This is a genomic window from Arthrobacter sp. Soil782, from assembly GCF_001428435.1.
Lineage (GTDB): Bacteria > Actinomycetota > Actinomycetes > Actinomycetales > Micrococcaceae > Arthrobacter_D > Arthrobacter_D parietis.
In genome coordinates this window covers 1,217,082-1,228,777 of sequence record NZ_LMSO01000001.1, presented here as the reverse complement: position 1 = coordinate 1,228,777, position 11,696 = coordinate 1,217,082, and the positions used below count along the sequence as shown (strand labels likewise).

Sequence of the window (11,696 nt, the reverse complement as noted above, 5' to 3'; positions counted from 1 at the left end):
ATTGTGATTGCAGTCACGCGAAGAAGCGGCCATGGAAGATGCATGCTGCACCCTTGCGAAGACGCACCTAACTCATTGAGGAGATTCACATGCTTGCAGTTCGTACGGGCCGGAAGATGCTCGTCACCACCGGTGCCTTCCTGGCTGTCGGCGCCCTTGTCACCGGGTGCACAGCCGACGCGGGTAACACCAACACGCAGCCCACCAATGCATCCGTCGAAGGAAACCAGGCCGAAGGCGACACCGTAGTCATCGGGTTCTCCGGACCTGCTGCCGACCACGGCTGGCTGGGCGCCATCAACTCCGCTGCCATCGCGACGGCTGAAAACTACCCGGACATCGACCTGCGTGTCGCCGAGGGAACCAATGACGCCAACCTTCAGATCAGCCAGGTTGAACAGTTCATCAACGACGGCGTCGATGCCATCGTGCTCCTGCCGACGGACGGCGCCGCCCTCACCCCGGTGGCCACCCAGGCCATGGAAGCCGGCATCCCGGTCATCAACGTTGACCGTGAATTCTCGAGCCCGTTTGCTGCCCGCACCACCATCCTCGGCGACAACTACGGAATGGGCGTCAGCGCCGGCACCTACATCTGCGAACAGCTCGAAGGTGACGAGGACGCAGTGGTTGCCGAGATCGCCGGCGTCGACTCGCTACCACTGACTCAGGACCGCAGCCAGGGCTTCGCCGATGCACTGGAGTCATGCGGCCTCGACGTGGACAACCGCGTCGCAGCCGACTTCACCATTGCCGGAGGCGAAGCAGCAACCTCGCAGCTCCTCTCAGCAGCACCGGAGATCGACGCGATCTGGAACCATGATGATGATCAGGGCATCGGTGTCCTGGCAGCCATTGACAACGCCGGCCGCGACGAATTCTTCATGGTTGGCGGCGCAGGATCCGCTAACGCCATGCGAGAGATCCAGTCCGGTGAGAGCGTCCTGGAAGCTACCGTCATCTACCCCGCCACCCAGGCGGCCGACGGCATTCTCCTTGCCCGCCTGATCGTCCAGGGCAAGGCCATGAGCGATCTGGTGGAGGTCGAGGTTCCGAAGCGCATCGTTCTGAACGCTCCGGTTGTCACCAGTGAGAACGTTGAGCAGTACCTGCCGACGGCCTTCGAATCGTAGGACACTAAGGGGCGGGGCGCTCAATCGCTGGCAGGGCGCCCCGCCTCCATCCAACTGCTTATAACCGCCGCCGGATAAAGAGGAAACATGCACAACGACGCACCACCCCTGAGAATCGCCCTGATCGGACACGGATTTATGGGGGCTGCCCATTCGCAGGGGTGGCGGGTTGCACCGCGCTTCCACGACCTGCCGGCAGGGCCGGAGATGACCCTGCTCGTGGGGCGCAACGCCCGTGGAGTAGAGGAATCGGCTCGTAAATGGGGCTGGGAAGAGACGGCTACTGACTGGCGGGCGGCCATCGCCCGCGACGACATCGACGTCATCGACATCGTTACTCCCGGCGGATCCCATGCGGAGATCGCCATTGCAGCGCTTGAGGCGGGAAAGCACGTTCTGTGCGAGAAGCCGCTCGCCAACACCCTCGAAGAGGCTGAGGCGATGGCAGCCGCCGCTGACCGCGCCGGCAACAACGTCTTCGCGATGGTTGGTTTCACCTATCGCCGCGTTCCTGCAGCGGCCTTCGCGAGGGATCTGGTTCAGTCCGGTGCAATCGGCGAGGTCCGTCAGGTACGTGCCGCGTACCTGCAGGATTGGCTGGTTGACGCCGACGCCCCGCTGACGTGGCGGCTGCAGAAGGAATCCGCCGGCTCCGGCGCACTCGGTGACCTCGGCGCGCATGCGGTAGATCTCTCGCAGTTCATCACCGGCCAGAAGATCACCGGTGTGAGCGGGATCCTCAACACTTTTGTGCACGAGCGTCCGTTGCTGGCCGAAGCCTCCGGGCTCGCAGGCACCGCCTCAGCCGAGCGGGGAAGCGTCACAGTGGACGATCTTGCCCTGTTCAGCGGCCGGTTCGACGGCGGCGCGGTGGGCTCATTCGAAGCGACCCGCATGTCCACCGGGCGCAAGAACGCGTTGCGCATTGAGGTGTCCGGCTCCACCGGCGCGATTTCCTTCGATCTGGAGAACATGAACTCGCTCGGCTTCTACGATGCAACCGCGCCTGATACCCGGCAGGGCTTCACCAACATCATGGTGACGGAGCCCTCCCACCCCTACATGTCTGCCTGGTGGCCCACCGGGCACATCCTGGGCTATGAACATGGATTTGCCCATCAGGCCAAGGATTTCGTCGAAGCAATCACAGCGAATCGCCAGCCGGAGCCATCCTTCGCGGACGGACTGCAGGTGCAGAAGGTCCTTAACGGTGTGGAGCGCAGCGCGGAAGCTGACAGCATCTGGACTAAGACTATCTAGTACCGGCTATCCCGACGGCGCCAGCGAGAGGATCCCACGTGCCAACTCCACCCCTGTCTGTACAGCTCTATACCGTCCGTGAAGCCCTCGAGGCTGATCTGGACGGCACCATCGACAGACTTGCATCGATCGGTTTCTCACGGGTCGAGCCCTACAACTTCGCAACGAACACGGCGGCGCTCTCCGCTGCGCTGGAACGCAACGGCATGGCCGCTCCGTCGGGCCACGCACCGCTGCTCGACGGCGACCGCGACCTCACCTTTGAAGCGGCCCGGACACTGGGCATCGGCACGGTCATCGAGCCCATGGTGCACCCTGAGCGGTGGACCACCGAGGAGGCCATCGAGCAGACCGCACAGGCCCTTAACGAGGTGGCGACCCTCGGCGCGGAGTACGGCATCACCGTCGGCTACCACAACCACTGGTGGGAGGTGGAAACTGATTTCGGCGGCCGCACCGGGCTGGAGGTGCTCGCCGGTGCGTTGGATCCCGCCGTCGTACTTGAAGTGGACACCTACTGGGTGGCAGTGGGCGGGCAGGACCCGGCTGGGCTGCTCGCGAAGCTGGGCGACCGCGTGCGGTTCATCCACCTCAAGGACGGAGCGCTGGACAAGGACAACACCTCGCAGGTGGCGGTGGGCGCGGGCAGGATGGACGTCCCCTCAGTCCTGGCCGCTGCCGGATCGGTAGAGGTAGGTGTCGTCGAGCTCGATGACAGCGCCGGTGACCTGTTCGAGGCGCTCGAGGCGAGCCTGCACTACCTGCAGGCGGACTCCAGGCAGGCAGGAGCATGAGCGGCCCGGTGGGCGTCGGCATCATCGGTGCGGGCGTCATCAGCAAGGAGTACCTGACCAACCTCACGGCGTTCCCCGATGTGCAGGTCCACATCGTCGCTGACCTCTTCCCGGAGGCAGCCCGGGCGCGCGCGGAGGAGTTCGGGATTCCAGCATCCGGGGCTGTCGCGGACGCGCTCGCGCATCCGGACGTCGAGATCATCGTCAACCTCACCACTCCCGCCGCGCATGTGCCCGTCGCGCTGGACGCGCTGGCCGCCGGGAAGCATGTGTGGAGCGAGAAGCCGTTCTCACTCGACCGCGAATCCGGCCAATTGCTCCTGAAGACAGCCTCCGACGCCGGTCTCCGCCTTGGCTGTGCCCCTGACACTTTTCTCGGCGCGGGCCTGCAGACGGGCCTGCGCATGATCCGGCGCGGGGACATCGGAGTGCCGCTCACTGCGTTGACCCTCATGCAGTCGCCCGGTCCCGAGGCCTGGCATCCCAACCCCGCGTTCCTGTTTCAGGAGGGCGCCGGGCCGCTGTTCGACCTTGGTCCCTACTACCTGACAACCCTGGTCCAGGCCTTCGGCGCGGTGAAGACGGTAGCCGCGCTCGGATCACGCTCGCGGGAAACCCGGGTGATCGGTTCCGGGCCGCGCGCGGGTGAAGAGTTCGATGTCACTGTTCCCACGCATGTCAGTGCGCTGGTCCAGTTCGAGGGCGGCGCCTCCTCCACGAGCAACTTCAGTTTCGATTCACCGCTGCGGCGCGAAGGTTTCGTTGAGATCACCGGAACCGAGGCGACCATCGCCATTCCGGACCCCAACATGTTCGACGGCGACATCCGCCTCCACCGCCACGGCGCCGAAGACTGGGAGACCTTCCCGGCCGTCGGTTCCACCTACGGTCGCGGCACAGGCGTCCTCGACCTGGCCCGCTCGATCCGCGCCGGCGTTCCACACCGCGCCCAGGGCGAAACCGCCTTCCACGTCCTGGACACCATGGCCTCGATCGCCGAATCGGTGGAGGGGCACGCGTTCGTTGACGTCGCCAGTTCAGCCGTTGCGGCCGAGCCCCTGCCCGAGGACTGGGACCCCACTACCCGCACTCTTTCCTGACCCACTCACACAAGGAGAAAATCATGGCACGCAACTTCACACTGTTCACCGGCCAGTGGGCCGACCTGCCGTTTGAGAAGGTCGCCGAACTCGCGGGCCAGTGGGGCTACGACGGCCTGGAAATCGCAGTCTCCGGAGACCACCTGGACGCGTGGCGGTGGGACGACGATGACTACATCCAGGACCGTCTCGACATTCTGGAGCGCAACAACCTCAAGGTCTGGACCATCTCCAACCACCTCAAGGGCCAGGCGGTCTGTGACAATCCGATCGACTTCCGCCACGAAGCCATCGTCGGGCCGCGCATTTGGGGAGACGGCGATCCGGAGGGCGTCCGGCAGCGTGCAGCGGAGGAAATGAAGCTCACCGCCAAGCTTGCGCAGAAACTCGGGGTGAAGACGGTCGTCGGGTTCACCGGGTCCTCGATCTGGCAGTATGTCGCGATGTTTCCGCCCGTCAGCCAGGACGTCATCGATGCCGGTTACCAGGATTTCGCCGACCGTTGGAACCCCATCCTGGACGTGTTTGATGACTGCGGTGTGCGGTTTGCACACGAGGTGCATCCCTCCGAAATCGCCTACGACTACTGGTCCACCAAGCGCACGCTTGACGCCGTCGGCAACCGTCCCGCTTTCGGCCTCAACTGGGATCCGAGCCACTTTATGTGGCAGCAGATCGACCCGGTAGCCTTCATCTCCGACTTCGCTGACCGGATCTACCACGTGGATTGCAAGGACACGAAGATGCGGATGGGCGGCGGCCGCAACGGCATCCTTTCCTCCCACCTGCCATGGGGAGATCCGCGCCGCGGCTGGGACTTCGTGTCCACGGGCCGTGGAGACGTGCCCTGGGAAGACAGCTTCCGCGCGTTGACCTCGATCGGTTATGAAGGGCCGATCTCGGTTGAATGGGAAGATGCCGGCATGGACCGCCTGGACGGAGCCCCCGAGGCCCTGGCCTTCCTCAAGAAGTTCGACTTCGCGCCGTCGTCATTGTCCTTCGATGCCGCCTTCAAGCAGTAGGTCCTCCGGAGTTTAGTAACCTGTCCCCATGCGCGAACTCCAGGCGAAGATCATCGAAGAAATGGGCGTATGCCCCACCATCGACCCTGCGGAGGAGATCCGCCGGCGCGTGGACTTTCTCAAGGACTACGTCCGGGCCACCGGCACCAAGGGCTTCGTGCTCGGAATCAGCGGCGGCCTGGACTCCACCCTTGCCGGGAAGCTCGCGCAGCTAGCAGCCGATGAGCTGCGGGCCGACGGCATCGATGCCTCGTTCGTCGCGGCTCGCCTGCCGTACAACGTGCAGCATGATGAGGAGGACGCGCAGGCTGCTCTGGCGTTCATCACACCGGACCGGTCCGTTGTCTACAACGTCGCTGCCGCCGTCGACGGTTTCCAGGCTGAGTTCACCAGCGCTGCAGGCAACGAGATGTCCGATTTCAACAAGGGGAACGTCAAGGCGCGCGTACGAATGGTGGCGCAGTACGCCCTGGCCGGTGATGACAACCTGCTGGTCATCGGCACCGATCACGGCGCGGAATCAGTCACCGGCTTCTTCACCAAGTACGGTGACGGCGGGGCAGACATCCTTCCCCTGTTCGGCCTGAATAAACGGCAGAACCGGCAGGTCCTGAAGGAACTCGGCGCGCAGGAGCGCCTCTACAACAAGATCCCCACCGCGGATCTGTTGGATGAGAAACCGGGGCAGAGCGACGAGCACGAGCTCGGTCTCACCTATGAGCAGATCGATGACTACCTCGAGGGTCGAGACGTTCCCGAGGAAGCCGCGCAGCTGATCGAGCGCCGCTACCTGATGACCCGGCACAAGCGCACCGTCCCGGTTTCCATCGACGACTCGTGGTGGCGCTGATTAGGTAACGTAGCAACTGTGAAAATAGCGACCTGGAACGTCAATTCCCTCCGAGCCCGTGCCGACCGCGTGGAAGCCTGGCTTGACCGCTCCGATGCGGACGTCCTTGCCATCCAGGAAACCAAGTGCAAAGACGACAACTTTCCCTGGGACATGTTCGAGAAGAGCGGCTACGAGGTTGCGCACTTCGGTCTGAACCAGTGGAACGGCGTCGCCATTGCATCACGTGTTGGGCTGACCGATGTTGAGCGCACCTTCCCCGGGCAGCCGGTGTTCGGGAAGGACACCGACCCCGTGCAGGAGGCCCGCGCCATCGGTGCAACCTGCGGCGGCGTGCGCGTGTGGAGCCTGTACGTCCCGAACGGGCGGGCGCTCGGGGACCCGCACATGGCGTACAAGGTCGAATGGCTTGAGCTGCTGCGCAAGCACGCCGTCGGACTGTTGGAGGCAGACCCCTCCGCCCAGGTTGCGCTGACGGGGGACTGGAACATCGCGCCGCAGGATGAGGACGTCTGGGATATCGACCTCTTCGTCAACAACGGCTACACGCATGTGAGCCCGCCGGAGCGCGCAGCCTTCCACGCGTTCGAGAACTCGGGCTTCACCGATGTTGTCCGCCCCCACACCCCGGGCCCCGGTGTCTACACCTACTGGGACTACAAGCAGCTGAGCTTCCCCAAGCGCATGGGCATGCGTATTGACTTCATCCTGGCCTCCCCCGCCCTCGCAGAGCGGGTCAGCGGCGCGTCGATCGACCGGGAGGAACGCAAAGGCAAGGGCGCCTCTGACCACGCGCCGGTCATCGTAGAGCTGACCTGATCCATGGCTGACGTGCCCGGCGCCGGCAGCAGTTTCCCCTACGTTTCCTACCTACGGGTGTATGAGCCGCTTGATGCCTTCAGTGACGCCCAGCAGCTCACCATCCTGGAACAGCGGACCCGCGGCCGCAGGGTCACCGAGCAGCTGGAACGCATCGATGCGATGCGGCGCATAACGCGCGCAGTATCGGACCCGTTTCCGCACCACGCGCAGGATCTTGTGCGCGTGCTGCATTTCCCGCGCAGCAACGGCACCACCGCGCCCTACTACTGCCCTAACCAGCTGGCAGTACGCACCTACCTATCCGCTGAGTCCCTCGAGCAGACCATCCGCGGTCCGCTGATGGATGTGCTCCTCCCGGAGATCGCGAGGGAGGCGCACCAGGCGCGGCTCGATCCCGAAACGCTGACCGAATCCACCGCCAAGCTGCATACCCGCTCTGCGACGTGGGGCATCCCCTTCGCCTGGTTTGTCCTCATCCACGAAGACGACCTCACCGAGGTGGTGGACGACGACGGCGAAGTCCACACCGTCCGAGTCTCCGCCACCATCAGCGACTGCATCGATCGTGCGCGCCGTGCCGTCGCCGGGCTCGCGATCGCTGCTCCGGAGCTTGATCTGCTGGAAGAGCTCACCGAAATCACTCAGTGGCTGCAGTCTTTCCGCCGCGACGCCGTCGTCGAACTCGACTACGGACCGGTTGCGGACCTGGTATTTCCGGACGAGTCCCCCATGGATGTCCGGATGGGAATCGAGTGCCTCGCCGAAGCGGATATGACCGGCGCGGCCGCGGCTTACCGCCGCCTCGCATCACGGTGGGTTCCCATTCGCCAGCTCGCACGCGCGTCCTGAGCCGGCGGACTCCGCAGGGCATGCAGCTCCGCCGGAATCCCGCCTTTGTCCGGTTCTGGGTTGCTTCGACGGTCTCGGATTTCGGTGCCTACCTCACCACCGTAACGGTCAGCTCACGCCCTCTACCGCGTACGAGACCTTCGTGACGCCCTTTTTCGACTTGATCTTGGGAATGCTCAGCGTACCGACCTCCGCGACATCCCGGACGTGGGTTCCACCGCACGGCACGCCGAACGTCTGGTTGTAGAGCACAATCCGCGCGGGCTTGTTGGTCGGGATGTTGTCCGGGACATGCCTGCAGTACTCACCCATGTCCGCAACCGCCATGAACCGGATCTCGTTGCGGCTGCCCTCGCCGATGATCTGCGCGACCTCCTGTTCGATGCGCTGCCGGACATCCTCCACCTCACCGGGCACGCCCCCGGTGTACTCGACAAAGGACATGTGCGGATAGTGCGCACCCTTACCCGGCACCCAGGGCAGCCCCAGCCGCTCAACGGCGAGATCAACGATATGCCCTGCGGAATGGAGCCGCGTGTTGACAGCCCTCCGGTCTGCGTCCACTTCCAGCACGACGGCGGCGCCCTCCGATATTGCCTCCCCGCCCGCGGATTCCTTCCACGCTTCACCGTCGCCCAGGTGATGGACAACCCCGTGCTCATCAAGGCGCACCTCCTCAACCCGAAAGGCCGCGCTGCCCGCGCGGATGGTGCCGGTGTCCCAATCCTGTCCGCCGCCGCGGGGGTAGAAGCAGGTGCGGTCCAGCACAACGTCGAGCCTGCCGTGCTCGAGCACGGTAACCGCTGTGACGGTTGCGGGGGCGGTCAGGACATCGAAATCGTCAAGGTAGAGGAGTTCAGTAGCCATGCGTACCAGCGTAGCGACCGAATTCGAACCAGGATGGTAGCAGCTAGCGGGGTGCCGGACCCGTCGAGGTGCGCTGGATGAGTTCATGGGGCTGCATTGGCGGATTGAGCACGGGCAGCGCCCCCTCCAGCTCCCTCAGTAGGAGATCCGCGGCGAAGGCTCCCTGCTCCTCAGGCACTTGCCGCACGGTGGTCAGGCCCATAGGTTCGGCGAACTCGTGATCGTCAATACCCACGATCGACAGTTCGCCGGGCACGCTGATGCCGAGTTCGGAGGCAGCAATCAGGGCGCCGAAAGCCATTTCATCGGAAGAGCAGAACAGTGCGGTTGGGCGTTCATCCACTGTGGACAGCATCCGCTTCACGGCAATCTTGGCCTCACCGAACCGGAAGTCGCCGAACACGGACCAGTCATCCCGCAGGGGCAGCCCGTGAGCGGCCATGGTCGCTAGATAAGACTCCTCGCGGATGCGTGGCACCTCGAAGTAGAGACCGAAGGCACCGCCTCCGCGCACATGCCCAATCCTGGTGTGACCGAGTGAAATCAGGTGCTCAACGGCGTCCCGCACGGCAGCGCCGTCGTCGATGCCGACGTGCCGCACTCCCTGAACGGAGCCGCCCACCACGATGGTGGGCGATTCCAGTTCACGCAAGGCCAGGTGCTCGTCTTCGGTGAGCTCCATACACATGACCAGGAGGGCGTCGATGCGCTTCCGCAGGATGGAGCGGTGGAACACGCGTTCCCGGTTGACTCCCGTTCCACCGAGGCTGAAGACAATGAGGTCGTAGCCCGCGGCCCTGAGCTGACGGTCAACCCCCTCAAGCACGGCCGAGAAATACCAGCGTTCGATCAGGGGCAGCAGCACGCCCATTGCCATGGTGCGTCCGGAGGCCAGGCCGGACGCCGCTGACGACGGCACGTACCCGAGTTCCTGAGCGGCACTCAGCACCCGGGCGCGCGTCCCCGCCGAGACTCCGGCGAGGCCCCGCAGGGCACGCGACACGGTTGCGGTTGAAACTCCCGTGGCTACCGCAACATCCTCGATGCCGGTCACAGTGCATCAGCCCTTGAGGCCACCAGCCAGCAGACCCCGAACGAAGTACCTCTGCAGCCCGAAGAAGACCAGCAGCGGGACGATCATGGACACGAAGGCCCCGGCCGTGAGGCGGTGCCATTCACCGCCTCGGGTACCGGTGAGCTCGGCGAGCCGCTGCGTGATGGGCGCAACGTCTCCTGTACCTCCGGAGAACACCAGGGCAACCAGCAGGTCATTCCAGACCCACAGGAACTGGAAAATGGCATAGGAGGCCAGCGCCGGAACCGACAGTGGGATGATGATCCGCCAGAAGATGGTGGCGTGTCCGGCGCCGTCCACCCTCGCCGCCTCGATCACTTCACCGGGAATCTCCGCGATGAAGTTGTGCAGCAGGAAGATGGCCAGCGGCAGCGCGAAGATGGTGTGCGCAATCCACAGCTGTGCGTAGGATCCGGATGGAAGGAGCTCAAACTCGCCGATCTTCAGGTTCACGAACAGGGTGAGCAGCGGAATCAGCGCCATCTGTAGAGGGATGATCTGCAGGGCGAAGATGAACACGAACAGTGTGTCCTTCCCGCGGAAACTGCTCCACGCGAAGATGTAGGCCGCCATGGAGGCGATCACCAGCGGTATGAGCGTCGCCGGAATCACGATCGCCAGGGAGTTGATGAAGTACTGGCCGAGGTTCGGCGACTGGCTGCCGCCCGAGATCAGGACGTCCGCGTAGTTGTCGAGTGTGAACTCAAAGTTCGAGAGCACGTTCCACCAACCATTCTGGTTGATGTTCTCTTCCGGCCTGAACGATGAGATGAACAGCCCGAGCGTCGGTACGGTCCAGATGACAGCGATGATCACCGCGGCGATCGTGGCGCCGCGGGACGTCAGGCGCTGTTTCACCCGGCGGGCGATGGGCGGTTGTACCGTGGTGTCTTCCCCGGTGTCTTTGGTTCCCATGGCTGGAACAGCTGGTGTCGAAGTCATCGGATTTCCTTCTGCTTCTTGAGCACGCGGGCGTTGTAGATGACCACGGGCAGCACCATCAGGAACAGGATCAGCGCCAGTGCCGCGCCCCGGCCGGGTTCGTTGGCCCGGAATGCCTGCGTGTACATCTCATTGGCGATCACGGAGGTGTCATAGTTTCCGGCAGTCATGGTCCGCACAATGTCGAACACCTTCAGGGTGATGATCGTGATGGTGGTGATCACCACCACCAACGCACCGCGGATTGACGGAATGGTGATGCTCCGGAACTGCTGCCAGGCAGTCGCACCGTCCAGGCGCGATGCCTCCACGATGTCTGCGGGGATGCCTTTGATGGCGGCGGAGAGAATCACCATGGCAAAGCCCACCTGGATCCAGACCATGACGGCGATCAGGAAGAAGGTGTTCCCCGGTGCCTCGAGCAGGAACTGACGCGGTTCGCCACCGAACCAGACGAGTATCTGGTTGACCAGCCCGATCTGCTCCTGTTCCACTCCGCGGTAGGCGTACATGAAGTTCCAGATGATGCCCGCGCCCACCATGGAGATGGCCATCGGCATGAAGACGAGTGCCTTCAACACTCTCTCGCCGTGCGCCTTGTCGATGAAGACGGCATAGACGAGACCGATGACCGTGGAGATTGTGGGCACGAGAATCACCCATAGGACGGTGTTCCGAAGGGTGACCAGGGCGGTCGGCTCGGTGAACATCCAGATGAAGTTGTCCAGACCGGTGAGGTTTCCGTCGCGGTCGGTGAACGCGAGGAAGGTGGTCTGCAGGGCGGGCCAGACCATGCCGACAATCAACAGGATTGCAGCGGGCGCCAGAAAGCCGATGATCGTCGCCTTGTCGCGGAACGATTTGGGTGCACGGTCCACCAGCAGCATGATGATCCCGATGACGGCGGCGAAGATCGCCATGGCGATCACCACCTGCAGGAATTTCTCGCCGAGATCCTCCATAACGCAGCCTCCTTGCTGGG

At 63.9% G+C, this 11,696-nt stretch carries 12 protein-coding genes; 8 read left to right on the top strand and 4 right to left on the bottom strand.

Translation table 11 applies throughout. From position 1 onward, the window contains the following. Window positions 1-89 precede the first annotated feature (89 nt). The 8 genes from ASH00_RS05950 (at window position 90) to ASH00_RS05915 (ending at window position 7,830) form a co-directional block, all read left to right on the top strand. Window positions 90-1,133, top strand: a complete 1,044-nt coding sequence (locus tag ASH00_RS05950) for a substrate-binding domain-containing protein (RefSeq protein ID WP_056545902.1) — start codon at window positions 90-92, stop codon at window positions 1,131-1,133. 87 nt (window positions 1,134-1,220) lie between these two features. Continuing rightward, complete coding sequence (locus ASH00_RS05945; protein WP_200954750.1) at window positions 1,221-2,393, top strand: Gfo/Idh/MocA family protein; 1,173 nt, start codon at window positions 1,221-1,223, stop codon at window positions 2,391-2,393. Window positions 2,394-2,431: 38 nt separating this feature from the next. Further along, entirely contained in the window at window positions 2,432-3,187 is a 756-nt protein-coding gene (locus ASH00_RS05940) for a sugar phosphate isomerase/epimerase family protein (protein ID WP_235563165.1), read from the top strand. Continuing rightward, window positions 3,184-4,287 carry a Gfo/Idh/MocA family protein gene (locus tag ASH00_RS05935; RefSeq protein ID WP_056545900.1) on the top strand — a complete coding sequence of 368 codons (1,104 nt, stop codon included), beginning with the start codon at window positions 3,184-3,186 and terminating at the stop codon, window positions 4,285-4,287. Before ASH00_RS05940 ends, ASH00_RS05935 begins: the two co-directional genes overlap by 4 nt. Before the next feature lie 23 nt (window positions 4,288-4,310). Next, window positions 4,311-5,309: a sugar phosphate isomerase/epimerase family protein gene (locus ASH00_RS05930; RefSeq protein ID WP_056545899.1), complete on the top strand. Its 999-nt coding sequence runs from the start codon at window positions 4,311-4,313 to the stop codon at window positions 5,307-5,309. 28 nt (window positions 5,310-5,337) lie between these two features. Next, window positions 5,338-6,159 (top strand): ammonia-dependent NAD(+) synthetase, encoded by an 822-nt coding sequence (gene nadE / locus ASH00_RS05925; protein WP_056545897.1) that lies wholly within the window; start codon window positions 5,338-5,340, stop codon window positions 6,157-6,159. An 18-nt stretch (window positions 6,160-6,177) separates the two neighbouring features. Then, window positions 6,178-6,978, top strand: coding sequence for an exodeoxyribonuclease III (locus ASH00_RS05920; protein ID WP_056545896.1), 801 nt, complete (start codon window positions 6,178-6,180; stop codon window positions 6,976-6,978). A gap of 3 nt (window positions 6,979-6,981) precedes the next feature. Then, window positions 6,982-7,830 carry a hypothetical protein gene (locus ASH00_RS05915; RefSeq protein WP_056545894.1) on the top strand — a complete coding sequence of 283 codons (849 nt, stop codon included), beginning with the start codon at window positions 6,982-6,984 and terminating at the stop codon, window positions 7,828-7,830. Between the two features lie 108 nt (window positions 7,831-7,938). On the opposite strand, the gene ASH00_RS05910 is transcribed toward ASH00_RS05915, so the two are convergent. Genes ASH00_RS05910 through ASH00_RS05895 form a run of 4 tightly spaced genes read right to left on the bottom strand, consistent with a single transcriptional unit; the run spans window position 7,939 to window position 11,676 of the window. Beyond that, window positions 7,939-8,697, bottom strand: a complete 759-nt coding sequence (locus ASH00_RS05910; RefSeq protein ID WP_056545892.1) for an alanine--tRNA ligase-related protein — start codon at window positions 8,695-8,697, stop codon at window positions 7,939-7,941. 43 nt (window positions 8,698-8,740) lie between these two features. After that, the gene (locus ASH00_RS05905; protein ID WP_056545891.1) at window positions 8,741-9,751 is read right to left on the bottom strand and encodes a LacI family DNA-binding transcriptional regulator; all 1,011 of its coding nucleotides are present in this window, start codon (window positions 9,749-9,751) and stop codon (window positions 8,741-8,743) included. Window positions 9,752-9,757: 6 nt separating this feature from the next. Further along, window positions 9,758-10,714 (bottom strand): carbohydrate ABC transporter permease, encoded by a 957-nt coding sequence (locus tag ASH00_RS05900; RefSeq protein WP_056545889.1) that lies wholly within the window; start codon window positions 10,712-10,714, stop codon window positions 9,758-9,760. After that, entirely contained in the window at window positions 10,711-11,676 is a 966-nt protein-coding gene (locus tag ASH00_RS05895; RefSeq protein ID WP_056545887.1) for a carbohydrate ABC transporter permease, read from the bottom strand. Before ASH00_RS05895 ends, ASH00_RS05900 begins: the two co-directional genes overlap by 4 nt. Between the last annotated feature and the right edge of the window lie 20 nt (window positions 11,677-11,696).